This window comes from Microbispora sp. CSR-4, from assembly GCF_008033685.1.
Taxonomy (GTDB): domain Bacteria; phylum Actinomycetota; class Actinomycetes; order Streptosporangiales; family Streptosporangiaceae; genus Microbispora.
Window position 1 is genome coordinate 88915 of sequence record NZ_VJVX01000024.1, and the last position, 25240, is coordinate 114154.

General features: G+C 74.1%; 16 protein-coding genes. 7 read left to right on the plus strand and 9 right to left on the minus strand.

The genetic code is table 11. The annotated features are described in order from the left end of the window. Window positions 1-122 precede the first annotated feature (122 nt). The 5 genes from FLV34_RS40545 (at window position 123) to FLV34_RS40555 (ending at window position 12198) form a co-directional block, all read left to right on the plus strand. Window positions 123-2303, plus strand: coding sequence for a glycosyltransferase family 2 protein (locus tag FLV34_RS40545; RefSeq protein ID WP_187280667.1), 2181 nt, complete (start codon window positions 123-125; stop codon window positions 2301-2303). Next, window positions 2300-3901 carry a glycosyltransferase gene (locus FLV34_RS40550; protein WP_168065747.1) on the plus strand — a complete coding sequence of 534 codons (1602 nt, stop codon included), beginning with the start codon at window positions 2300-2302 and terminating at the stop codon, window positions 3899-3901. The genes FLV34_RS40545 and FLV34_RS40550 overlap by 4 nt, the downstream gene beginning before the upstream one ends. A 40-nt stretch (window positions 3902-3941) precedes the next feature. After that, window positions 3942-7418, plus strand: a complete 3477-nt coding sequence (locus FLV34_RS19235) for a glycosyltransferase (protein ID WP_147943719.1) — start codon at window positions 3942-3944, stop codon at window positions 7416-7418. Window positions 7419-7582: 164 nt separating this feature from the next. Further along, on the plus strand, window positions 7583-10510 hold the full coding sequence (locus FLV34_RS19240) for a bifunctional glycosyltransferase family 2 protein/CDP-glycerol:glycerophosphate glycerophosphotransferase (protein ID WP_187280668.1): 2928 nt from the start codon (window positions 7583-7585) through the stop codon (window positions 10508-10510). Next, a complete protein-coding gene (locus tag FLV34_RS40555; protein WP_168065743.1) occupies window positions 10507-12198 on the plus strand; it encodes a hypothetical protein in 1692 nt (563 codons plus the stop codon). Before FLV34_RS19240 ends, FLV34_RS40555 begins: the two co-directional genes overlap by 4 nt. Here the strand turns inward: FLV34_RS40555 and FLV34_RS19250 are convergent. Next, a complete protein-coding gene (locus tag FLV34_RS19250; protein ID WP_142646668.1) occupies window positions 12165-13739 on the minus strand; it encodes a stealth family protein in 1575 nt (524 codons plus the stop codon). The genes FLV34_RS40555 and FLV34_RS19250 overlap by 34 nt on opposite strands. A gap of 155 nt (window positions 13740-13894) precedes the next feature. On the opposite strand from FLV34_RS19250, the gene FLV34_RS19255 reads away from it, so the two are divergent. Together FLV34_RS19255 and FLV34_RS19260 are read left to right on the plus strand one after the other, a co-directional pair. Continuing rightward, window positions 13895-14785: a CDP-alcohol phosphatidyltransferase family protein gene (locus tag FLV34_RS19255; protein ID WP_142646667.1), complete on the plus strand. Its 891-nt coding sequence runs from the start codon at window positions 13895-13897 to the stop codon at window positions 14783-14785. A 122-nt stretch (window positions 14786-14907) separates the two neighbouring features. After that, window positions 14908-15948: a sulfotransferase gene (locus tag FLV34_RS19260; protein WP_142646666.1), complete on the plus strand. Its 1041-nt coding sequence runs from the start codon at window positions 14908-14910 to the stop codon at window positions 15946-15948. A 113-nt stretch (window positions 15949-16061) separates the two neighbouring features. On the opposite strand, the gene FLV34_RS19265 is transcribed toward FLV34_RS19260, so the two are convergent. The 8 genes from FLV34_RS19265 to FLV34_RS19305 all read right to left on the minus strand — a co-directional run bounded on the left by FLV34_RS19265 (window position 16062) and on the right by FLV34_RS19305 (window position 24845). Beyond that, window positions 16062-18704: an FtsX-like permease family protein gene (locus tag FLV34_RS19265; RefSeq protein WP_147943721.1), complete on the minus strand. Its 2643-nt coding sequence runs from the start codon at window positions 18702-18704 to the stop codon at window positions 16062-16064. After that, window positions 18701-19384, minus strand: a complete 684-nt coding sequence (locus FLV34_RS19270; RefSeq protein WP_147943727.1) for an ABC transporter ATP-binding protein — start codon at window positions 19382-19384, stop codon at window positions 18701-18703. The genes FLV34_RS19265 and FLV34_RS19270 overlap by 4 nt, the downstream gene beginning before the upstream one ends. A 56-nt stretch (window positions 19385-19440) precedes the next feature. After that, window positions 19441-19977, minus strand: a complete 537-nt coding sequence (locus FLV34_RS19275) for a PadR family transcriptional regulator (RefSeq protein ID WP_147943722.1) — start codon at window positions 19975-19977, stop codon at window positions 19441-19443. Between the two features lie 63 nt (window positions 19978-20040). Continuing rightward, window positions 20041-20922, minus strand: a complete 882-nt coding sequence (locus FLV34_RS19280) for a pyridoxamine 5'-phosphate oxidase family protein (protein ID WP_142646663.1) — start codon at window positions 20920-20922, stop codon at window positions 20041-20043. Between the two features lie 2 nt (window positions 20923-20924). Next, complete coding sequence (locus FLV34_RS19285) at window positions 20925-21368, minus strand: VOC family protein (protein WP_142646662.1); 444 nt, start codon at window positions 21366-21368, stop codon at window positions 20925-20927. A 284-nt stretch (window positions 21369-21652) separates the two neighbouring features. Next, a complete protein-coding gene (locus tag FLV34_RS19295) occupies window positions 21653-22240 on the minus strand; it encodes an ABATE domain-containing protein (RefSeq protein WP_260617168.1) in 588 nt (195 codons plus the stop codon). A gap of 84 nt (window positions 22241-22324) precedes the next feature. Further along, a complete protein-coding gene (locus tag FLV34_RS19300) occupies window positions 22325-22531 on the minus strand; it encodes a hypothetical protein (protein ID WP_142616461.1) in 207 nt (68 codons plus the stop codon). Then, a complete protein-coding gene (locus tag FLV34_RS19305) occupies window positions 22521-24845 on the minus strand; it encodes a PspC domain-containing protein (protein ID WP_147943723.1) in 2325 nt (774 codons plus the stop codon). The genes FLV34_RS19300 and FLV34_RS19305 overlap by 11 nt, the downstream gene beginning before the upstream one ends. Window positions 24846-25240: the final 395 nt, after the last annotated feature.

Below are 25240 nucleotides of genomic sequence, written 5' to 3' on the forward strand. Positions count from 1 at the left end.
TCCACCTGGGACGGGAGCGATTAAACCTTCGGCCAAGGAAGGGACTAAGCCTGCCCCCTCACAGGCGGGTTTCGCGATGCTGGGCCGGTCGGAAGAGGAACCGGGCAGTGTGAGGAGGGCGGGTGACACGAACCGCCACCACCCGGTCGGCGTGGGGGACGTGGATCGGGTTCGAGTCCTGTCCCACGCTGCTCGGCCGCCTCGTGGAGGGCTTCGCCGGTCCCTGGATCCCGCTTGAGGACGTCCCTGTCCCCGTCGCGTCCGTCGCGTCCGCCGTTCCGGCGAGCGACGCGGACACGGCACGGGACGGCACACTGGACGCAGCGCCGGACGGGGCACTGGACGCGGCGCCGGACACGACACGGGATGCCGCGCGAGATGCCGCACGGAATGTGACCCGCGACGCGGCGCCGGGCGGAACCGGCGCGATCGGATGCGTCCTGCTCGCCGCGCGCTCCCCGGCCGACCTGCGCAGGGCGGTGCCGCTGCGCGGCCTGCTGCCCACCGCGACCCGGGTGCGGATCGCCGTCGCCGACGTGCCGTCCTGGGCGGCGCAGCCGCTGCCGGTCGCCGCGCCGGGCGCCTGCTGGCGGCACCTGACCGAGATGCGGGTGACCCGCCGGGGCCGTGGCTGGCACCTCGACGCCGCCTTCAGCGAGCCGGTGCCGGCGGGTGACGTCGTGGCCCACGTCGCGAACGGCCTGTTCGGCGGATGCGCGGCGACCACTCCCGTGGCGGGGCTGGAGGGCGGCGTCACGGCCGACTGGCGGCCCGGCGATCCCAACGTCACGCTGTCGCCGCCCGGCGGGCCGGTGCCGGACCGTCGCGACGCCCCCGGCTGCGACCTGCCGCTGCGTCAGGCGAACGGCTCCGTCGTCGCCGGCCCTGCGGTCACGGGCGCTGCGGCTACCAGCCCTGGGGTCACGAGCTCTGCGGTTATGAGCTCTGGGGTCACGAGCTCTGCGGCTACCAGCCCCGGGGTCACGAGCTCTGCGCCTGCCGCGACTGGGCTTACCGGATCCGTGCTCGCCGGGTCCGTGCTCGCCGGGTCCGTGCTCGCCGGGTCCGTGCCCGCCGGGTCCGGGAGCACCGGTTCGGTGGCCGACGGCCTGCTGCCGCCGCTGGACGAGGCCGTGATCAACCCCATCGGATTCCGCCGCAATCCCGCGCAGGGCATCGCGGTGCTCGCGGTACGCCGGGAGGGGTTCGTCGTCGCCCTCGGCACCGACAAGCTCGTACGCCTCCCGGCCAGTGGGCGGGTCACGGACGTGGACATCGCCCGCCTGCGGGACGTACGCGGCGTCGAGGTGCCCGGCCCACAGGCGGCGGAGGGGCGGACCGGCGAGATCGCCCGCGTCGTGGCCGCCCTCTCGGCCGCCGGGATCCCGGTGCTCGCCGCGCCCGATCCCGCCCGCGACCGGGCGCTGGGCACCGCCCTCGCCACCGCGCTCGTGGCCGTGACCGGCGAGGCGCTCGCGTCCGACCTGCGCCGCGAGGAGCTGAGCATCCGGCTGCGCCGGGCCGCGCTGCGCGAGCACGGGGCCGCCGCCCGATGGAGGGGGCTGGCTCTGGCCGCCGGTCTGCCGGTGCCGCCGGACCCGAAGGTCTCGATCCTGCTGTGCACGCGACGTCCGGAGATGGTGCCGTTCGCGGTCGAGCAGATGGAGCGCCAGCGCGGCGTGAGCGCCGAGCTGATCGTGGGGCTGCACGGCTTCACGGCACGGGAGGCGGCGATCCCCCGCACGCGGCTGCCGCTCACCGTGATCGAGGCCCCCGCCACGACGCCGTTCGGGGAGGTGCTGAACCGGATGGCGGCGGTCGCCTCCGGGTCCTGCCTCGCCAAGGTGGACGACGACGACTGGTATGGCCCCGATCACCTCGCCGATCTCCTGCTCGCCCGCCGCTACAGCGGCGCCGACCTCGTCGGCTCGGCCGCGGAGTTCGTCTACCTGGAGCCGCTCGACGTGACGATCAGGCGGTGCATCGGCACCGAGCGGTTCGTGCCGCTGGTGGCCGGGGGCACGATGCTGGTCACCCGGGCGGCGTTCGAGGCGGCCGGCGGCTTCCGGCCCCTGGCGAGGACGGTGGACGGCCAGTTGCTCCAGGCGGTCGAGGCCGTCGGCGGCCGGATCTACCGCACCCACGGCCTCGGTTATGTGCTGCGCCGCCGCAGCGCGTACGGCCACACCTGGCGCCAGCCCGTGCAGTCGTTCCTCGCCTCCTTCCAGGAGCAGTGGCGTGGGCTGGTCTTCAACGAACTGATGGAGGACGGTGCCCGATGGCGGGCGGAGGTGACGAGGTGACGGGGGCTGCGCGCATCCCGCTCAACGACTACGGGGTGCTCGGAGAGCCACCCGCGCTGGGGAGCTGGACTCCCACGCTCACGGTGAGCGTGGTGATCCCCGCCTACCGCGCGGAGCGCACGCTGCCGCTGACGCTGGCCGGTCTGGCCCGGCAGACCTACCCGGCCCACCTCATGGAGGTCGTGGTGGTGGACGACGGCGAGCGGCCCATGGAGCCGACGTCCGAGTCGTCGGCCGGGCCGCTGCCGGAGCGGCTGCGGGTGGTCCGCCCGCGCGGCGGGGCGTGGGGCAGGGCGAGCGCCTGCGCGGCGGGGGCCGAGGCGGCCGAGGGCGAGGTGATCCTCTACCTGGACGCCGACCTCGTGCTGTTCCCCGAGCACGTCGAGGCCCAGATGCGCTGGCACCACCTGGCCGGCTATCTGGTCGTGCTCGGGCACCTGCGGTTCGTGCCCGGCCTCGACGAGGTCCCGGCGAGCGAGGTGCTCGCGGCCATCGAGGCGGGTGCGGTGCCCAAGCTCTTCTCCGAGGAGGACGCCACGCCGCAGTGGACCGAGCGGCGCTGGGACCAGACCGACGACCTGCGGGCGGCCGGGTTCGGCGCGTTCTCCGTCATGGTGGGGGCCACCGCGTCGCTGCCCGCCCGCCTGCTGCGCGCCGCCGGAGGGCTCGACGCCTCGCTCGTCCTCGGCGAGGACACCGAGCTCGGCTATCGGCTGGCCCAGGCGGGGGCCGTGTTCGTGCCCGACCGCGCCAGCCGGTGCTGGCACCTCGGCCGGTCCACCGTGATGCGCCGCGAGCCCGAGGTGAAGCGGCACAACTGGCCTCACCTCGCCGAGCGCGTCCCCACCTTCCGCTGGCTGCGCAGGCATCCCCACCGCACCTACCTCGTGCCGTACGTCGACGTCGTGGTCGAGGTGGGGGACGCGTCGTTCGAGGAGGTCAGGGCGACCGTCGACGCCGTGCTCGCCGGGCGGCTGCCCGACGTGCGGGTGACGGTCGTCGGGCCGTGGGGACGGCTCGGCGGAGGGCGGCGCGACCCGCTCGGCGACCCCTCGCTCGACCTGCGCCTGGTGCTCGCCTGCTATCAGGGCGAGCCGCGCGTGCGGTTCCGCGAGGCCGTGCCGGACGACTGCTTCCCCGTGCCGTTCCGCTTCCACTGCCCGCCCGGCTGGGTGCCGTCGCGCGGCACCATCGGGTCGGTGGTCAAGCACGCCGACCGGCAGCGGCTCGGGATCGTCTCGCTCGCGCTGGACGAGCGCGAGGACGGCCGTGTCGTGCACGCCCGGCTGGAGCGCACCGCCGCGATGAGCCGGGCCCGCCACTGCGCCGGGCCGGGGGACGACCTCGGCGACCTGGTCCACGAGATGTACGGCACGGTGTGGGACGCGGGCGACAAGTGGGGGTTCCTGCCCGCCGGGCTCGCCGCGACCACCGCCTCGCGGGTTCCCGGCACCGCCCCGGTGGACGTCACCGGCGACGCCGGCGCCGTGAGGGCGCCCCGGCGTTCCCGCCCCGGGGGCCGGTCCGGCGCCCGGCCGCTCCGCCGCACCGCCCGGCTGCTCCGCAGGCGCCTGCGCGCGCTCGTGAGCACCGCCTGAGCCGCTGTGTCTCCCGCTTCTCCGACCCTAAGGAGCGCCCGTGCCCCGCCTCAGCGTGATCATCCCGATCTACGACGTGGAACCGTACCTCGCCGGTTGCCTGGCCTCGGTCGCGGCGCAGACCTGGCAGGACATCGAGGTCGTCATGGTCGACGACGGCTCGCCCGACGGCAGCGCCGAGATCGCCGCCGGCTTCGCGGCGCGCGACGACAGGTTCCGGCTGATCCGCCAGGCCAACGCGGGGCTCGGGGCGGCGCGCAACACGGGCGTGCGGCACGCGACCGGGGAGCACCTGATGTTCCTCGACAGCGACGATCTGCTGCCGGCGCACGCCCTCGAATGCCTCCTGGCGTCCCTGGAGCGGACGGGATCGGACCTCGCCACGGGCAACGTGCTGCGCCTCGACGGGCGCGGCCCCCGCCAGTCGGCCCTGCACCGCGCCGTCTTCGCCGACGCCGCCGCGGCCACCCACATCACCCGGACGCACGCGCTGCTGCGCGACCGCCTGGTCACCAACAAGTTGTGGCGCCGCTCGTTCTGGGACGCCCACGGGTTCGCCTTCCCCGAAGGCGTGCTGTACGAGGACATCGCGGTGGCCCTGCGCGCCCACTTCCTGGCACGGGCCGTCGACGTGCTGCCCACGCCCGTCTACCTGTGGCGGCGGCGCGAGGACGGCGGCCGTTCCATCACCCAGGACAAGACGCGGGTGCCGCACCTGGAGGACCGGTTCGCGGCCGTCACCGAGGTCCGCCGCTTCCTGAGCGAGCACAACTTCACCGCGCACATCCACGCCTGGGACCACGCCGTGCTCGACGGCGACCTCACGAACTTCCTCGACGTGCTCGACCAGGCCACCCCGGCATTCCGGGAGCGCTTCCTCGACCTCGCCTGCCTCTATCTGGAGGACGTGGCACCCCCCGTGCTCGACGGGCTGCCCGCGCTGCGGCGCGTGCAGTGGCACCTGGTGCGCCTGCGCCGCATGGACGACCTGCTGGACGTCCTGGCCTGGGACCGGGAGGTGCCGCCCGACCACAGGCTCGTCCGAAGGATGGGCGGCCACCACCTGAACGTGCCCCTCACCCGCTCCGCCGACCGGGAGATGCCCGCCGCCGTGACCAGGGCCAGGGACGAGCTCGTCCCGCGGCACCGCATCGACGCGGTCCGCTGGGAGGACGGCGCGCTCGTGGTGGAGGGACGCGCGGCCCCGTCCCACCTGCGCCCCACCCGGCGGGTCCACCAGCAGGTCTTCGCCACCCTCGTCCACGAGCGCACCGGGCGGCGCGTCCGGGTGCCCGCCTCGGTCACCAGGGCCCGGGTGTCCACGAAGTCGAAGGCACGCGACTGGGGCGGCTTCCGGCTCGTCATCGACCCCGCGGCGCTGGCCAGGCCGGGCCGGCTCGGACGGTGGCACGTCGAGCTGCGCGTGCTCCACCGGGGCGTCCTGCGACGCGGACGGCTGACCGATCCGGGCGCCGCCGCCTCGACCGTCGAGCGGGCGGGTTATCGCACCGTGGGATCCGATCACTACGTCGCCCCGCTGCTCGGGGAGACCGGCGTCCTCGTGCTGCGGGCCGAGCGGGAGACCGCCCGGGTCGTCACGCGGGACGTGCGCGACGGCCGCCTGCGCCTGGTGGGCCACGTCGTCAACGACCTCGGCCCGAGCCCGGTGCTCCAGGTCACCCGGCGTCCCGGCGGCGTTCCCCGCACCTATCCCGTGCACGTCGACCGGCGTACGTTCGAGACCGCCGTCGACCTGCGGGACCTGCTGCCCGCGTGCCCGGCCCCGCGGATCGCCGTACCGGACGAGGTCGCCGCGCCCGAGGCGTGGTGGGAGATCGAGGTGCGGGCCGCCGACGGCACCGTGACGCCCGTGACCCTCGCCGAGGACGTGCCCACCGGCCGGTACGGCCTGGCCGGCCGGGAGATCGTCGTGACCCGCGACCGCACCGGCGGCCTGGTCTTGCGGGACCAGCCCGCCGCGGCCTACGCCGACCTCGCCGAATGGCTGCCCGCGCGTTGCGGGGGCGGCGGCGAGCTGCTCATCGAGGGCGGCCTCACCGTGCCCCACGAGATGTCGGCGCTGGTGGTGACCGCCCTCGACCACGGTGCACATTCCACTCCCCGGCGCGGGGAGTGGCTGCTGCCGATCGAGGGAGCGGGCACCCGCTTCCGGGCGCGGCTGACGCCCGAGCAGGTCGCCTCGCCCGCCGGGCGGCTGCCGCTGCCGCGCGGCCGGTATGCCCTGGCGATCCGGGCGCGCACCGCCGGGGGAGAGTGGACGGACCTGCCGCTGGAGTTCGACACCGACCTGCCGGCGGCGCACCAGACGGCCCGCCGTACGTTCGGGGTCGTCACGTCGGGCCCGGGGCGGGCCGTGCTGACCGTGAGCGGCGACCTGACCGCCGACGAGCGTGGCCGGAAGGCCCAGCGGGCGCTGCGCACGAGGACCTATCCCCAGATGCGGGAAAGGCCGCTGCGGGACGCCGTCCTGTTCGACGGCGGCGCGGGCACCCGCTTCGGCGGCAGCCCGAGGGCGGTCTGCGAGGAGCTGCGCCGCCGGGGCGCCGACCTGCCGCTGCTGTGGAACGTGCGGGACGGCCAGGTCGCTCTGCCCGGTGACGTCGAATCGGTGCGCACGCTCGGACGGGAGCACTACGAGGCCCTCGCCCGGTGCCGCTACGTCGTCACCGACGCGCCGCTGCCGCCGTGGTTCGAGCGCAGGCCCGGCCAGGTGGTCGTACAGACCTGGCAGCAGCCCGCGTGCACGCCGAAGGAGCCCTCCGGCCGTTCCGGGGCGGGTCAGTGGACCCATCTCGTCTCCGCGGGGCCGTGGTGGACGCCGCTGCTGCGGCGGACGTTCGACTATGAGGGTGAGGTGCTGGAGACCGGCGTGCCCGGCGACGACCTGCTGACCGGCCCCGGCGCGTGGGAGCGCGCCGCCGACGTGCGCCGCCGCCTCGGCCTGCCGGCGCACGTCCGTGTCCTGCTGTACGTCGCGGGGGAGCACGACACGCTCGACGCCGGGCGTCTTGCGGCCCGGCTCCCGGAGGGCCACGTCCTGCTGGTCCGCCAGTCCCCTTCCGGAAGCACCCGCCCGGCGGCCGTCGGCTTCGCGTCGGCATCCACGGGCCTCGCGAGGCACGGCGGCGCGGTGCCGGGGTGCGGCGGACCGGGAACGGACGGCGCCCGCCTGTGGGACGTCGGCGGCCACCCGGACCCGCACGAGCTGTATCTCGCCGCCGACGTCCTGATCGCCGGGGACGCGGCGGCGGTGGTCGACTTCGCCGTGACCCGACGCCCGGTGCTCCTGCACGCCGGCCGACCGCGGGACCTGTGGTTCCTCCCCGAGGCGCCGGGGCCGGTGCTGCGGCACGAGGGGGCGGTGCTCGACGCGCTCGCGCACCTGGACGAGGTCACGGACAAACACCGGGACGCGTACACCGCGTTCCTGGCCCGCTATCGCCCGATGGCCGACGGGCAGGCCGCCCGCCGGGTCGTGGACGCGCTGTTCGGCTGAACGCCCCACCGCCTTCGAACCGGAATGCGTCGGCCGTCCCGGCTCGTCCTCGCCCACGCGCCGTAAAGCGATCAGGGCTCGCTCGGGTCAAGAGCTGACCAAGCGAGCGTAAGGCCATGGGGATGGGCCGGTGGCGCGAGGCCGCCCATCGGCATCCTGACGGCGTGACGGTGCCTGTCAGGCTCTCGGTGGTCGTCCCCCTGCACGGCGGGGAGGAACACGCCGAGGAGTGCCTCGAATCCCTGCGCGACCAGACCCTGGACGACCTGGAGGTGATCCTCGTCGGCCGCCCGCGGGGCCTTCGCCCGCCCGACCACAGGTTCACGCTCCTCACGCTCGGCGACGGCGGCGACGACCCCGGCACGGCGCGCAACGCGGGCGCGAGCTGTGCCACCGGGCGCTACCTCGCCTTCGCCGACCCCGGCTCGGTCGTCCCCGCCGACGCCTACCGCGCGCTGGTCGGCGCACTCGACCACACCGGCTCCGACCTCGCCTGCGGCCGGATCCGCACCTGGACGCCGAAAGACCCGGGCCGGTCGTCGGGCCCTGCGCCGAAGCCCAGGCTGCGCACGCACATCACCCGGCACCAGAAGCTGCTGGACGATCCGCGGGCGGGGGGCACGGTGTTCCGCCGGGAGTTCTGGAACCGGCACGAGTTCGCCTTCCCCGTGGGTCTGGGCGAGGACTTCCCCGTGACGATTCCCGCGCACGTGCTGTCCACCTCGGCCGACGTGCTCGGCGACGTGGTCTGCCTCACGCGCGGGTCCCGGCCGCCGGCCGACCCGCTGCGCCGTCTGGAGGCGATGCTGGAGGTGTCGGACCTGCTCGCACGGCACGCGCCGCAGCTCCGCGCGGCCTACGACCTGCGCCTGGCGGAGGGGCCCGACCTCGACGCCGTGCTGGAGGCCGTACGCGACCACGTGCCTGACGGCCTCGCCGAGGTGCTGGGCCGCCTGGGCCGTCTGGACCCCGGCGCGGTGGAACGGCTGCCGGTCCTGAGAAGGCTCCAGATCCACTTCGCCGCGCACGGCATGATCGGCGAGCTGGCGGAGCTGCGGACGTTCGCCGCGTCGGAGATCAGGCACCGGGGCGTGCTCCGGCGGGGGCTGCGGCCCCGCCGCTGGTATCTCGACTACCCCTTCCGCCGTGACCCCCGGCTCCCGCGCTCGCTGTTCGACGCCACCCGCGACCTGCGGCTCGTCGCCTGCGTCGACGACGTACGCCACGCGGACGGCAGGCTCGCCCTGACCGGCCACGCGTACATCGCCCACCTGGACAGCCGGCGCAGCCGGATCGAGCTGTGGCTCCAGCGCGGGGAGGAACGGATCACCCTGCCGGTGCACCGGACCCGCAGGCCCGACGTGACCGCGGACTCCCGCCAGTCGGTCGCCTGCCACGACGACGCCGGCTTCGAGACCGTGGTCGCCCTCGACACCCTGCCCGCCGGCCGGTGGGCGCTGCACGCGCGGGTCCACGCGCGGGGTGTGACCCGGACGGGCCGGGCGATCGGGGCACCGAGTGAGCGGGTCTTCGACGCCGGGAACGTGCGCGTCTCCCTCACCCGCGACCGCGGGCTCATGCTCGGCCCCCGCACCACCGGCGACCCGGCTCCCGACCCGGGCGGCCTCGTGAGCGCGGTCCGGTGGACGGAGGCAGGCGAGCTGCTCCTGGAGTGGACGGGCCGGTGCCCGGCGGACCGGATCGTGCTGGAGTGCGGCGCCGAACGGCACTCCTGGCCGGTACGCCGAGACGAGGCGACGTGGACGGCCGTCATCGGCAGGACGGCCGAGGGACTTCCGCTCCGCAGCGGCACCTGGCGGGTGGTCGCCCTGTCGCCGGCGGGCGGGGAGGAGCGCGTGCGCCTCAGCCCGGCGCTGATCGCCGACCCGCCGAGACCGCGTGTCACCGGGTTCCACGAGATCGCGGTCCGCACCTCGCGCGACGGCGACCTCAGCCTCGCCGTACGCCCGGCGCTCGGCCCGCACGAGCGCGGGCCGTACGCGACGCGCAGGCGGCGGGCGGCGGCGCCGCGACGCACGGCCCTGCGGAACGCGGCGGTGTTCGACAGCTATGGCGGCGGGCAGTATTCGTGCAATCCCCGGGCCGTCTCCGAGGAGCTGGCGCGCCGCCACCCGGACGTGGAGATCGTCTGGGTCACCAGGGACGGACAGTTCGCGGTCCCCCCGGGCGTGCGGCTGGTCCTGTACGGCTCGCGCGAGCACGAGGAGGCGCTGCGCACCAGCCGCTTCGTCGTGGCCAACCGGCGCACCCAGCCGGGGTGGTATCGCAAGCCGCGCGGGCAGACGGTCGTGCAGACCTGGCACGGCACGCCGCTCAAGCGCCTGGGCCTCGACCTCGACGGCATGCCGTACGCGCAGCGGGTGCCGCGTGACGAGCTGGCGCGGCAGGTGGCGACCTGGGACCTGCTGCTGTCGCCGAGCCCGTTCGCCACCGGCGCGCTGCGCGGCGCGTTCGGCTACGCGGGGGAGATCCTGGAGTCCGGCTACCCGCGCAACGACGCGCTCTTCGATCCCGCACGCGCCCGCGCGGCGCGGCGGCGGCTGGGCCTGCCGGACGGCCGGCGGGTCATCCTCTACGCGCCGACGTGGCGGGACGACGACACCACCGGCCGGCTCGCGCTCGACCCGGTCAGGGCGGCCGGGGCGCTGGGCGACGACGACGTGCTGCTCGTGCGGGCCCACTATCTGATGGCGCGGGACATGACGATCCCGGACGGCGACCGCGTCCGCGATGTCTCCAGATTTCCGGACATGGCGGATCTCTTGGCCGCAGCGGACGTCCTGGTCACCGACTACTCGTCGGCGATGTTCGACTTCGCGTGCACCGGCAGGCCCATGGTGTTCTTCGCCCACGACCTGGAGCGCTACCGCGACGAGGTGCGCGGCTTCTACTTCGACTTCGAGGCAGAGGCCCCCGGGCCGGTGCTCAGAACCGGCGACGACGTGCTCGACGTGCTGCGGCACGGCGATCTGGGGCGGTTCGCGGCGCGCTACGAGCGGTTCGCCCGCACCTACTGCCCCTGGGACGACGGGCACGCCTCGGCGCGCGTGGTCGCGCGCCTGCGGCCATGATCCGCGCCACCCGGCAGGCCGCCGCACAGGCCGCCGCCGGTCGCACGTCCCGGCAGGCCGCCCCCCGTCCGCCTCGCCGTACGGCCGGCGCGTCACGCCGCGCCGTGCCCGCCGCTCCCGTGAGGCGCCCCGCCGGGGAACCCGAACGGCCTGCCCGGTCCGCCGCCGTGATCGTCGTCCCCGCCGTGCTCGCGCTCGTCGTCGGGCTCTGGGACCTCGGCGGGCCGCCGCTGTGGCGGGACGAGGCGGCCACCGTCAGCGCGGCCGGCCGCACCCTTCCCCAGCTCGTGCACATGCTGCAGTCGGTCGACGTGGTGCACGGCCTCTACTACGCGCTGATGCACGTCGTCGCGGGGCTGTCCGGCACGGCCGGGGTGGCGCTGCGGTTGCCGTCCGTCGTCGCGGGCGCGCTGGCCGCCGCCGGGACCGGCGCGATCGGCCGCGCGCTCGGCGTCCCCCGGGCGGGCCTGTACGGCGGCGCGCTGCTGGCCCTCATGCCCATCTTCTCCAGGTATGTCCAGGAGGCTCGTCCGTACGCGCTGACGGCGGCGGCGGCCGTCGGCGCGACCCTGCTGTTGCTGCGCCTGATGCGGTCGCCCACGTCGGCGGTCCTGGCGGCGTACGCGACGGCGCTGACCGTGCTGGCCTACCTCAACCTGTTCGCGTTCCTCCTGGCCGGGGCGCACGGCCTCGCCGTGGTCCTGTCGAGGGGACCGGTGCTCCGGTGGGCGTGCGCGGCGGCCCCGGCGCTGGCGGCCGTGGCGCCGCTGGCCTGGCTCGGCTCACGGCAGAGCGCGCAGGTGGGGTGGATTCCCCGGCCGGAGGCGGCCGACGTCGCTACGCTCGCCGTCCGGCTGTCGGGCGACCTCGGCGGGGCGACCGGACCCGGAGTGGCCCCCCTGACCTGGGCGCTGGTGCTCTTCGGCCTCGTGTACGCCGCGGTCGCGGGCGTCCGCCGGGCGCGCAGCGCGCGGGAACTCCCGGAGACCGCCGTGGGACGGTTGGAAGAGCCGCGGGCCGCTGCGGCCTGCTCCGGTCAGGCGGCGCTCGTGCGGCTGACGCTGCCGTGGCTGCTCGTGCCCGCGCTGGTGCTGCTCGCGGCCTCGTGGGCGATCCATCCCGTGTACGTGTTCCGCTACGTCTTCCACTGCGTCCCGGCGGCGGCGCTGCTCGCCGGGGCGGGCCTCGCCGCGCTGCCTCCCGGTCTCGGCGCGGCCATGCTGACCGCCTGGCTCGGCCTGTCGGTTCCCGGGCATTTCGCCACGCGAGGGCCCGACGGCAGGCAGGACGATCCGCGGCCGGTCATGGCGATGCTCGCGGCCGAGGCGAAGCCGGGTGACGGGGTGCTGTTCGTCCCCGCCAAGGTCAGGAAGTACGAAGCGGTCTATCCGTCGGTCTTCGGCAGGTTGCGTGACGTGGCGCTGGCCCGGTCACCCGAGCGGGACGGCAGCTTCTCCGGCCGCAATGTGGGCCCCCGGGTGCTCGCCGCCCGGCTCGACGGGCTGCGTACGCTCTGGGTCGTCGGCCAGACGGGCAAGCACGCGATGCCCGCCCGCAGGCGCGCCCTGGTCGAGCGTTCGTTCGCCCCGGCCGGCCGCTGGACCTTCCGGGGCATGTTCGTGGACAGGTACGACAGGTATGACCCGCGGCCCGCTCACCGCTCGAACGGCGCCGGGGTGGGGAAGTAGGCCTCAAGGAACCGGCCCAGCAGCGCGTCCTGCTCGGCCGTCGTGGGGGCGGTGTCGTTGAGGCAGAACACGTCGTGCCTGCGCCGGGCCAGCATGCGGCGCAGCTTGGCCGGCGTCTTCGGCAGCGACAGGTCCACGTAGGTGTAGTCGACCGTGCCGGGCACCGCCCGCCCGCTCAGGTAGCCGTAGTAGTGCGCCAGCGAGGACACCACCGAGATGTCACGCGACGTGCGGAACCTGCTGCGCGCGGTCGCCGTGAACTCCGCCGCGAACCGCCCCTCCAGCTCGTACATGACCGACCTGCGCAGCGCGTAGGGCACGTGCTTGAGCTTCTGCGTGATCGTGCGGCCGGTCAGGTTCTCCAGGATGCGCCGGTTGTTCATGCCGGCGGCGTGCACCGGCGACTCCTCGGTCTCCGGCACGCCGAACGGCACGTGAACGGTGCTGGGGAAGAAACGAGTGATCCCGTTGCCCTCGAAGAACGTGCGGGGCGGCAGCGGCCGGCCCAGGAAGAAGTCGTCGTTGAAATAGAGGAAGTGCTCGCTGAGCCCGTCGATGTGATGCAGCTGCGTCTCGATGGCGTGCGAGTTGAACACCGGCAGCACCGACGGGTCGGTGAAGATTTCCTTGTGGTCGACCACCGCGATCATCGGGTGGGTGGTGTCGAGCCACGGCGGCGTCTGCCCGTCGGTGACGATCCAGATCCGGTTGATCCAGGGGGCGTACATCAGCAGGGAGCGCAGCGAATAACGCAGCTCGTCCCTGCTGGTGAACCTGGCCTCCGTGGTCGCCATCTCGCTCGGCGGGGCGCCGGTGCGCAGCGCCTCGGCGCGCTCGGCCTGGTGGCGGCGCGCCCGCCAGGCCGGATCGGCGCCGTCCACCCACGTGTAGACGGCGTCGATCGGGAAGTCGATGTCGTCGAGCAGCCGCCGGACGAACTCGGGCCGGGTGCGGTAGGCGCGGGCCCTGCGGGCGGCGCACGCCAGCGGGGTGAACAGCTCCTCGCCGCCGTCCACGGCGGGGCCGTCGACGGGGACGCGGTCGCAGGCGGGGTTCGGCCTCGGTGCGACCAGCTCGTCGCCCTCCCGGGCCCAGAACTCCAGGTCGCACCCGTGCTCCGGACCGAGCGTCAGTGTGCGCGAGGGGCTGGCGAAATACATGGCCAGCCGCACGACCTTGGCGTCGCCGAGCAGCGCCGCCGCGCGCCGCACCGGGCGCATCCGGCCCGCGTCCGCCTGGCGCGCCCGCTGCCTGCCGTACGGCTGCCGCGACGCGAACAGCGGATGACTGCCGGCCGCGAGCGCGGCGAGGGCGCGGGTGCGGTCGTCCTCGGGCACGGCGATCACCGGAGGCCGGTTGGGCTGCGGGCGCACACAGAAGTACGGCACGGCAGCCTCGCCCAGCAGGGCGCACACCACGTCCAGCGTCTCGCGCTGGGCCTGGAGCGGACCCGCGTCCGCCCGGATGAGAGCGGCGCGCGGCGCGGGCTCCCACGACGGCAGCCGCCCCTGCAGCCGCCGGTACAACGTGACAACGGGCATGGTCTCCCCCTCGACCACGGACTGTAACCGATTGGCGACCGGATTGGCGGTTGGTTTACCCAGATGGGGGAGACGGTCAAGAAGCGGCAATGAGATGCCCTGCCTGTTACCGAAGAGCAGGCCAACGGCTACCCGTTGTAGTCATTCTTGCCTGCATGGGAGGCTTCACGCTGGACGACATACTCGCGACGCGCAAGCCGAGAGACTCGTGGTGGACCGTCTTCATGGTCGATCCGCTCGCCTGCCGGCTCGCGCTGCTCGTGGCCAATCACACCTCGATCACGCCGAACGCACTGACACGACTGTCCATGCTGATCGGCTTCGCTTCGGCGGCGGCCTTCACGGAGGGCATGCTCGTCGCCGGTGCGGTGCTGTTCTATCTGAGCTTCACGGTCGACTGCATGGACGGCAAGATCGCCAGGCTCAAGGGCACGGGGACGCCCTTCGGCCTGTGGCTCGACTACGTCGGCGACCGGGTGCGGGTGGTCTGCTGCGCCTTCGGGTGGGGATTCGGGGAGTACACCCGCACGGGCGACACCGACGTGGTGCTCGCCGCCGTCGGCGTCGTGGTGCTCGACCTGTTCCGCTACATCAACGGCCCGCAGCTCAAGCGGGTCAAGGACGCCACCCGCGCGCTGCTGGAGACACGGCTGGAGGGTCAGTACGTCCTCGCCGAGAGCGTCCTGCGCTCCCGGCCGCGAAGCGAGCTGGAGCAGGCCGCCGCGGAGTTCGAGCAGACCGCCGAGGACACCGGCGCCACGGTGGTCGACCTGCAGAAGGCGTTCCACGCGCGCTTCCCTTGGTATGACCGCTTCCGCGTCTTCCTGGTGCGGCACCGCGTGCGCACCCACGTCGTGAGCGGCATCGAGTTTCACGCCGCGGTCTTCGTCGTGGCCCCGCTGTTCGGAGCCGCGGCCCTGGTGCCGGTCGCGGCCGTGGCCGGCACGCTGCTGCTGACGTTCGAGATGTTCCTGGTCTACCGCGTCTGGCTGGCGTCCCGCCAGGTGCCCCGCACCGCCGCCGAGAGAGAGAAGATCCTCGTCTGACCGGCCTTCTCGGCCTGATGATCCACTACTTGTACGGCGTGACGCCGCCCGCGTCACGAGCCGCGCCCGGGGGGCGGGCGGCGGCGTGACGTCCGGAAATTTCACCACGGGGGATAGAACTCATGCATTCGGACAGACCTGTCTTCGTCGTCGGCTGCCCGCGCTCCGGCACCACCATGCTGCAGCTCATGCTGCACTCGCACCCGCGCATCGCGGTCCCGCCCGAGACGCGGTTCCTCGTCCCGGCCTACTTCTCCCGCAGGGCGTACGGCGACATGCGGCTGGCCGACAACAGGCGCAGGCTGGCGACCTGGATCGCCGAGGGCCGCACCACCAAGTTCCACGAGCTCGGGCTGAGCCGCCCCGAGTTCGTCCAGGCGGCCATGCTCGGCCCGGGCAGCTTCGGCTCGGTCATCGGCATGGTCTTCAAGTGCTACGCCGAGCGCTTCGGCAAGCCGCGCTGGGGCGACAAGCGGCCCAGCTACTACCGGCACGTCGAGATGCTGATGCGGATGTTCCCCGACGCGCAGTTCGTCCACCTCGTCAGGGACGGCCGCGACTGCGTGGCCTCGCTCAAGCAGATGCCCTGGTACAAGGCCGACGCCGTGCACGCGATGGCCAACTGGGCCGAGGCGATCGACTTCGGCCGCCGGCACGCGCGCAAGCTGCCCGCCGACAGCTTCTACGAGCTGCGCTACGAGGACCTCACCGCCGACCCGGAGACCGAGCTGAAGAAGCTGTGCGTGTTCCTCGGCGAGGACTACGACCCGGCGATGTGCGAGCCGCGCCACGTGGCCGAGCTCGCCGTGCCCAAGCACAAGGTGTGGCACAGCAACACGCACGAGGAGGTGACCACCGCCCACTCGGGCAAGTGGGCCTCCCGGCTGGAGCCCTGGGAGATCTCGCTGTGCGAGGAGGTGCTCGCCGATCGGCTCACGGCGTACGGCTACGAGCTGAGCGGCGCGCGCAAGGCCGACCGCGAGCACGTCGCGGCGTTCAAGGCGGCGGCGGCCAAGCGCCGCGCGGCGCGCCTGCGCAAGTACAACCGCGACCGGCTCACCCGGCTGCGCGAGCCCGGTCCGATCGCCGCGCTGCTGACGGAGGGCCAGCGGCAGCTCGCGGGTCTGCCCCAGCAGCGCTCCTACGAACTGCTCCCCCGCTGACGACCCCTCTCGACGATCTCAACCGCCCGGCGGGGGGCCGACCGGCGCACGACGAGGCGTGTGCGTCGCTCGGCCTCCCGCCAGATGCCGAGGGGCCCGCCGGGTTCGTGACGTCAGGTCGCCCTGCGGCGGGGGGGCGGCAGGCGCGACCGGGGGAACGCGGCGCCGCCGAGTGCGGCCAGCAGGGGGAGCCCCACGACGAGCAGGCCGATGAGCGCCCAGGGGATCGCGATCGTCGGCGCCTCCGCGGGCACGATCGTCGTCACCCCGTCGGGGCGCAGGACCATGGTCGGGTGGGGGATGGGCCGCGAGGCCGCGGCGACGCCCGGGGCGAGGCCGGCGAGCACGCCCGTGACCGAGCCCAGTAGCGCGATCACCAGCGCCTGCCCGGCGACGACGGCCCGCTTCACGCGCGGCGCCGCCCCCACGGCCGACATGGTCTCCAGGTCGGGGCGCGCTTCGACGGCGGCCAGCATGGTCGCGATCGACGTCATCCCCAGCACGAGCACGGCCGCGATGATGCCCAGCACGACCAGGAGAAGCGTGTCGCCGGGCGTCTCCAGAGTCTCGAGCCGCACGGCGGCCTTGCCGGTGATCCGTTCCACCTTCGCGGCGATCCGGTCGGCCGTCGCCCGCGGAGTGCGGAAGTCCGCGGGGTCCACCACGAGCATGCAGGTGACCGCGGCATACCCGTTCTTCGCCGCCGCCTCGGGTGAGACGACCACGCGGGCCCAGCCCTGCCCGGTGGGCCGCACGCCGACGGCGGGCAGGGTGAGCGCCAGAGGCTCCCCTCCGGTCGCGGGTGTCAGCCCGATGCGCACCTCGCCCTGACGGATCACATCGGGGTTGAGCACGACCGGCTTCCCCTCGCGGAGCGCCGCCACCGCGGCGGGGTCCTCGCGCCGCAGCACGTAGCGGAGCAGGTCCTCGCCGCCCACCAGGAATCCGCCGGACCCGGTCGCGTCGAGCAGTTCCACCCGGTTGGTCCCCGAGGCGTCGTCCGGCACGAAGGCGAACAGCGGGGCGCCGGAGCGGGTCGCGAGCATCCGCGCCTCGATCAGCGGCACGCGGGCGGGCAGTTCCTCGCGCACGGCGGAGCGCACGCGGTCCCAGAGTTCTGGAGTGAGGTCCGGCCCGGTCACCTGGAGAGCCCCGGCCGGAGCCTGTGCGTAGTCCAGCACCGATCTCTGCGCGGCCACGCTGTGCCCGGCCACTCCCACCGCCACGAGCGCCACGACCGCGGTCATCACCGCCGCGACGGCGGGCGCCGTACGGCCCCTGTTGCGTACGGCGTCCCGGGCGGCGAACCGGAGCGGCAGGGGAAGCCGGGCGGCGAGCCGGGCCGTCGCCGCGAGGAGCACCGGCACCAGGGCGACCAGGCCGAGCTGGGTGACCAGGGCCGAGGTCGCGGTCCAGGCGATGTCGTGGCCCGCGCTCGCGATCGTCGCCGCCGTGCCCGCGACGACGAGCACGGCTCCCAGCAGCGGGCGGCCCGCCCGCTCTCGGCTCCGCTCGCGCCGGCCCGACAGCACGGCGACGGGGTCCGTACGGCTCGCCGCGACGGCCGGGGCGAGCGCGGCCAGCAGTCCCGCGACGACGCCTAGCACGGCGGTCGTCGCGACCTCGGCCCAGGGGACGCGGAACGGGCCGAGCAGGACCCCGGCCCACCACTCCAGCAGCGGCGTCGCGAGCCGGGACGCGACGACGCCCAGCGCCGCGCCGAGTGCGGAGGCGACCACGCCGAACAGCAGGCCGTCGGCGAGCGCGATCGTCCGCAGGTGTGCGGGGGAGCCGCCCTGGACGGCGACCAGCGCGAACTCGCGCGACCTGCGCAGCCGTCCGACGGCGAAGGCCGGCCCTGCCAGCAGGACGACCTCCAGCAGCATGATCGCGACCCACGGCACGGCCCGCACGGGGTCGGACACGCGCGAGGGCGGCTCGTCCGCCGTGAGCCGGTCGGTGACGGCCCGGCTGACGACCACGAGGCCCTGCGCGTTCAGCCGCCGCACGTCCGCCCACGTCACCGGCCGTGGAGAGTCCACGAGCCAGGCACGTGACATCAGCTCGGGGTCGGCCGGCCCGAAGGCGTCGTCCGGCAGGCTGCCGGGGAAGGTCGCGAGCGTGGGCCCGATTCCCGCCAGGGCGAACAGGGCCACGCCGACGACCCGCACCGGGCGGCGTTCGTCGCCGACGAGGAGCGTCACTCCCGGAGCCACCGCCCGCGCGTCGTCCCTCTTCAGCCGGTCGGCGGACACCACCGCCTCGCCGGGGGCAGCGGGCAGCCTGCCCTCGGTCAGCCGGAAGGTGCCCCGGGACATCGGATCGCGGAGATCGACCTGACGGATCTCTCCCGTCTCGTACCCCTGCGGGGTCAGGTAGCGGAACGTCCCCCGCGCCACCGGGACGACCCGGCTGCCGGGCGGGAGCAGCACCGTGACCTCGGCCTGTGTGAACGGCACGTCGCCGGGCTGTGGGGAGACGCCGTTGCCCTGTGCGTCCCGGGTGTTGCCCCATGCGTCCTGGGTGAGGCCCGCCCACCCGTGGGCGCCGGTCACCACCGCGTCGGCCTGCCCGATCGGGTAGTGCTCGCGGTCGCTTCCCGCCGCGGGGAAGAGCGCGGTCAGCGCGAGGACGGCGAGGGCGACCGGAAGCCCGATCATCGCGAGGATCAGCGCGCTGCGCCGTTTCGACCGCAGGGCGTTGCGGCGGGAGATCCGCAACGCCGCTCTCACCCCGCTCGCATGGATCGGGCTCATCGGGCGGTCTCCATCCCCGCGGCGGACGATTCGACGACCTGCCCGTCCTTGAGGAAGACGACGCGGTCGGCCCAGGCCGCATAACGGGGCTCGTGGGTGACCAGCAGCACGGCGGCCCCCGCGTCGGCCCGCTGCCGGAGCACCTGGATGATCTCGTCGCCGCCGCGGGTGTCGAGTGCGCCGGTCGGCTCGTCCGCCAGCAGCAGCCTGTGCCGGCCGACGAGGGCCCGGGCGATGGCGGCCCGCTGGCGCTGGCCGCCCGACAGGTCGTCGGGGAACCGGTCGCCGAGGTCCCCGAGGCCGACCTCCTCCAGCACCGCCGTCGCCTCCGCCCTGGCCTTCGCCGTACGGACGCCGTCCAGCTCGCGCGGGAGCGCGACATTCTCGGCGACGGTCAGCGACGGGATGAGGTTGAGATCCTGGAAGACATATCCGGCGCTCCTGCGGCGCAGCTCCGCCAGGTGTTTCGGGGACAGATCCCGCAGCTCCCGGCCTTCGAGGACGACGGATCCCTCCGTCGGCCGGTCGAGCCCGCCCGCGAGGTTGAGCAGGGTGGACTTGCCGGACCCGGACGGGCCCATCACCGCGACCAGTTCCCCGGCGGCGACGTCCAGGCTGACGCCCCGCAGCGCGTGGACGGCACCCGTCCCCTCGCCGTGGACGCGTACGACGCCGGTCATGCGCACGACCGGCTCGCCGTCCGGCGCGGGCAACCGGTCCGGAGGTCGGGTTTCGGTCACGGGTTCTCCTCGGAGGGACGGGCGAGGACGGCCTCGCAGTGGTCGAGCCAGCGCTGCTCGGCCTCGGCATGGAAGATCATCGAGTCGATGACCAGACGCTGGGCGGCCTCGGTGGACGCGTCGAGGGTCCGCAGGGCGCGGGTGAGCTCCTGCAGGCTCCGCATGGTCGCTGAGCGCTGCGCCCGGATGACCGCCGCGACGTCCACGCCGGGGGTGGTGACCGCCATCGCGAGCTTGATGACGAGCTCGTCACGGGGCCGGTCGGCCCGGGAGACGGGTTTGGCGAACCACCGGTCGAGCTCGTCACGGCCTTCGGGGGTGATGGCGTAGCGGACCCGGCCCTGCTCGTCCTGGCCGCCCTGGTCGTCGCGGGACACCAGGCCGTCGCGTTCGAGGCGGGACAGCGTCGTGTAGACCTGCCCGATGTTCAGGGGCCAGGTCGTCGCCGTGGACGCCTCGAACTCGGCCCTGAGCTGGTAGCCGTAGCGCGGTCCCCGGCTCAGCAGGGCGAGCAGGCCGTGTCGTACTGACATGGATACTCAGTATGCATACTGAGTATGCCCTTGGCTACTCCGAGCCCCTCGGGGGCGCGTCCCTCACGCACCCCTGACGGGCGGGTTGAACCGGGAAAACTCCTCGAACGCCCAGCGCAGCGGGCTCGCGCCGCTGACCTGGAGCACCCGTTCGACGTCGAACTCCACGAGCCGCTGGGCGCCCGGCACCTCGTGCGGGTCCCAGTCGACCCGCGCCTTGCCGGTCAGGTGCAGCGCGTCGCCGGTGGCCCAGTCGAGGAAGAGCAGTCCGGCGGCGGGGTTCAGCTCCAGGTTGCCGAGGGTCATGTACATGAGGTTGCCCGCGTAGTCGGGCCAGACGAGCCGCCGGGCGTCCACCACCTCGACGAACCCGGGGTTGCCGCCCCGGTGCGAGACGTCCGAGCCGAGCCCGGGCGCGTGCGTCGCGACGAAGAAGGTGTCGGCGGCGCCGATCCACTTCTGCTGGGCCTCCGTCAGGCGGTCTCCGGACCACGACGTCCGCTCGCCGGGCTCCAGGTCATCGATGATCGTCCGCTTCTGCAGATATTTGGGGCAGTTCGAATACACCTGCTCGGTCCGTACGACCAGGCGCTCGCCGTCCCGCCGGGCCCGGCCGTTGACCCGCATCCGGCGCCGGGACCAGGGCTCGATGCCCAGCATGCCGATGTCGTGCTCCTCGTCGAACACGCCCGCGAGCGGCGCGCCGGGCACCGCGTCCACGACGATCGTGCGGTCGCCGGCCGCGGCGGCGAAGCCCGCCCGGCCGGCGAGCGGCGCGGCCCACACCCGGCGCTCGTGGTCCTCCGCGCCGATCACGATCATGCGCTGCGACTCCAGGAACCGCGCGGCGGCCTCCGGTATCTCGGCGCGTACGCGGGCCGATCCGTGCCCCTCCAGCCGGACGCCCGTACGGCGCTGGACCGCGATCTCTCCCGGGTGCCGCATCTCTAGAAGAAACCGCAGGTCGGAACGTCGGACCGGGGAGCGGGGCGGTCGTCGGCGCCGCTCGGCGCGTAGATCTCCAGCCGGATCCCGTCCGGGTCCTCGAAGAACAGGCCACCCGAGGGGCCGCCCTCGCGGTGGGGGACGATGCCGCCGTGGTGGATCGTCGCCCCGGTCTCCCGGACGACGGCCTCCGCCCTGCGTACGGCCTCGATGTCCGGCACCTGGAACGACAGGTGGTGCAGCCCCGGCAGGCCGGCGGCGAACGCGCCCTCGCTCTGCTGCCACAGCGTCAGCACCAGCGTGCCGTCCTGGGCGAGGAAGGCGTAGCGGTGCGCCTCGTCGGCCGACTCCGCGGCGAGGTCGAAGCCGAAGACCTTCCGATAGAAGCCGACCGACCTGTCGAGGTCGGAGACGTTCAGCCCGACGTGTCCCGTGGTGAAGCTCATGACCGCTCCTTCGTCCACAAATTCTAACGGGCTATTCCGTTAGAAGATGACGGCAGACTAACGGAAATCGACGTCAAAGTCCATTAGGAGAAGGGTTGCTTCCGGAGCGCGGAGTGGCAGGGCGCGGGCGCGGCGATGGAGAACGGGCAGGGAGAACGGGCCCGGTGAGAGCGGGCCCGGTGAGAGCGGGTCCGGTGAGAGCGGGTCCGGTGAGAGCGGGTCCGGTGAGTGGGCCCGGTGAGAGCGGGTGGCGGTCCGAGTTGGGAGGGCGGAGGCCCGGGGGTTCAGGCGTTCTTGTGCTGCCGGTAGTGACGGGCCGCGCGGGCGCGGTTTCCGCAGGCCACGGAGCACCACTCCTGGCGCGGGTGCTCCCTGACGAAATACAGCACGCACCGGGGCGCCGGGCAGGCGCGCAGGTGCTCCCGCTGCGGCCCGCCCAGCAGCTCGACGGCGGCGGACGCGAGGGCCGCCCGAAGGCGTACGGAGTCGGCGGCGGTCCGCGCGGGCAGGGTCCGGGCGCGGGGCGCCTCGCCCGGCGGCCATTCGAGCCGGGGGGCGACGGGCACCGCCGCCGCGGTGGCGTTCACGAGATCGAGGGAGGGCTCGAAGGCCGGCAGCCGGGCCGCGTCCGCGCCGCTCGCCGGCCCGGGGGCCACGGCCCGGGCGAACAGCGCGCGGATCGCCTGCCGCAGCGCCACGACCTCGTCGCGCATCTCGGCCGTGGCGACGAACGTGGCGGGGTCGATGCCGAGCTCGGACGCGTGGTCGCCGACCCAGGCGGCAAGGCCGCCGACGTCCTCCAGCGCGTCCACGAGTCCTGACCGGTTCGCCCGGACGGTGCTCACGAATTCCAGGACCAGCAGAGAGGACACCGGTTCAGTCTAACGTGACCGGCCGAGTGAATCCGTGAGACTGGAGGCCGGTCGGAGGCGTCGGCGGCGGATGTGCCGGAGGCGTCAGCGGCGGATGGCCTTGGCGAGGATGGCGACGAAGGCCGCGAACCCCAGCCCGCCGACGAGGACGGGCGCCATGACGACGGCGTCGGGCTCCGGCGCGGTGAGATAGCGGATCCCCATGCCGATGAACAGCAGGCCGCACAGCAGGGACATCCAGTTCGTACGGTGCACCCGGCGCGGACGCTCGGGTCGGGACTCAGGCGCCACGGCGCACCTCCACGTCGCCGAGCCCGGCCTTGACGTACAGCTCGATCGTCGGCAGGTCGCCCTCGACGGGCGTCTCCGGTTCGAGGACGCGGTCGAACTGCACGTCGGTGCCGTCCTCGACCTTGTGGTCGATCCTCACCTCGCCCAGCTTGGCGAAGCCGTGCACCTCCACGCGGGCGGTCGACGGCACGACCACCGTGAGCTGCCCCATCGACACCGAGGCATCGAACCTGACCCGGCCGCCCGGCTTGAGCGTCACGTCGCTCAGGTCGAGCTTGCCCTCACCGATGCCCAGTTCGTACGCGCCGGGTGTCTGGACGACGCCGACGGGATGCCAGACGAAGCTGCCGATCTTGCGGGGGATGCCGTTCACCGTCGAGCTTCCCACCAGCACGAGGGCCACGATCGTCCCCGTGGCGATCAGCCCGGCGCCCCGGCCGACCCAGGCCGCGACCAGCAGGCCCCCCCCGATCGTGACGAGGACCGCCCCGCCGACGACCGGCAGGCCGACCGAGCCTGAGCCGGTCCGCTGCATGGTGACCATGATCCCTCCAACGATCAGGGCGAGGCAGATGGTGAGGCCGCCGACGAACGACCTGGGCCGCTTGGCCTTCGGCGGCCGCGGGGGCGGCGGCACGGGCGGGCCGTAGAGGCTGGGCGGAGGAGGATAGGGCGTCCCGTAGGGCTGGTGAGGCTCCCGCCGCGAATAGGGGCCGTGCGGGGCGAAGGGCTCACCGGCCCCGAAGCCGTGCCCGCCTGCGCCATGCCCGCCTGCGCCATGCCCGACTGCTCCGTGCCCGCCTGCCCCCTGCGCCCGGGTGTCCTGTCCCCGCATGCCCTGCCCTCGCAGGCCGTGGCCGCGGGCGCCGCCGTCGCCGTCCGCGCCCGCCCGCGCCTCGCGGGCCAGGTCGGACAGCCGCCGATAGCCGGCGCCGGCCGGAGGGGCGGAGGCGGAGGGCCCCGGCGCGCCCGGAGCCCAGCCGGCCGGGCCGCCGAGGCGCGGGGCGTCCGGACCGGGGAGATTCGGGTCCGGGGTGTTCGTCGGGTCGGGGGTGTTCGTCGGGTCGGGGGTGTTCGTCGGGTCGGGGGTGTTCGGGTGCGGGGTGAACGTGCCGGGGGCGGGCTCGGCCGCCAGCCGGGCGAGGGGTTCGAAGGGCCGGGTCGGCGGGTCGCCGTCGGCCCGTCCCACCGGTGCCGTCGCGTCCCTGGAGACGGTCTCCTGGATGAGCGTGTCGTCCACGGACTTCGAGAGCGCCGCCACTGGGTACTGCACGATCGTGTCGTGGACCGCCGTGTCGCCCTCGGACGCGGCCGGGACCGTCCTGTCGTGGATGGCGGTCTCGTCGGCGACCTTGTCCACGGTCGTGTCCGCCGTCGTGTCCGTGGTCGTGTCCGTGGCACTGTCTGCGGATCCGTCCTCAGCCAGGCCGGGGTGTGCCGTGGTCTCCGCGCTGTCGGCAGCCGGACCGAGGTCCGTCGCACCGTCCGAGGCCGGGCGCGGAGCCCTGGAGTCCGCCGTGCTCGCCGCGTTGTCCGTGCCAAGGCCGAGGTCGGCCGTGCCCGCCGCGTTCTCCGCGGCCGGGCGAGGGGCTGCGGGGTCCGCCGTCCCGGCGGTGCCGGCGGTGCCCGCCGCGCCCATCGTGTTCGCCGTATTCGCCGTATCCGCCGTGTCCGCGTTGTCCGTCGTGTCGGCTGCGGGCCGCTGGGCCTGGGCCTGCGGCGCCGCGGTCTCCCGCAGCGGCGTCTCCGCCGCGGGCCTTCCCCCCGCGTACGGCTCCCGCGTGGGCGGCTCGGCGAAGGGCGTGAACGGCGCGAAGTTCGTGGTGGCCCGGGTCATGCCACGCCGTCCGGTCGCTCGCTCGGGCATCGACTTGGCCATCGTCAGCAGGTCGACGCCGCGTGCGTGGGCGGCCATCAGCACGATGGCCAGCAGCGTGCCGACCACGATCGTGCCGCGGTTGATCCCTCCGGACGCGACGTTGATGATCAGGCCGAACGCGAAGACGGCGGCCAGCAGCGCCAGCACGGTCTCGGCGTCGAACATCCGCCGGGTCCACTGCTCCAGATGGCCGGGGCCACCGCCCGGCTGGCGCATCAGCAGGAACGCCGCGATGTACAGCAGGACGCCGATGCCGGAGGCGAGGACGAGCACGCCGAAGCCGACCCGGAAGAGCACGGGGTCCATGCCGGTGAACCTGCCGAGGCCCGCGCAGACGCCCGTGATCATGCGCCCGTCCCTGGAGCGGCTGAGCACCTTCTCGGGCTCGGGCGTGCCGGGGGAGTCGGGAGCGGGTGTCGGTGGTGCCTCGGTCATGGTCCCATCCTGGCCTCGCGCGCCATGCCCGTGCCATCGGGGGAACCCCTGACTCGTCCCCGAGCCCTCAGGGGTGGCGTCAGGGCTCTCAGATGCCGAGCTTGCGGCCTATGTAGGCGACCCTGGCCGTACGATCCTCAGTCACCAGACGGAAGTGGAGACGACCCGCTCCCGGAGTGAATCGGGCATGCCATTCGAAGATCCTCGTCGATCCGTCGAGATCCTCGAAGTGGCACAGTGAACGTTTTTCATCCGCCGGGCGGCTAAGCCGGTCACAGCATGATCGCGATGCTCGGGTTTTCCTCATGATGTGGCGAAGCTCCTGGTAGACGGGTTGATCACCACAACCATCACCGTCATCGCCAGGAGCTTCGGGTGCTGTTCTATCGTGCTGC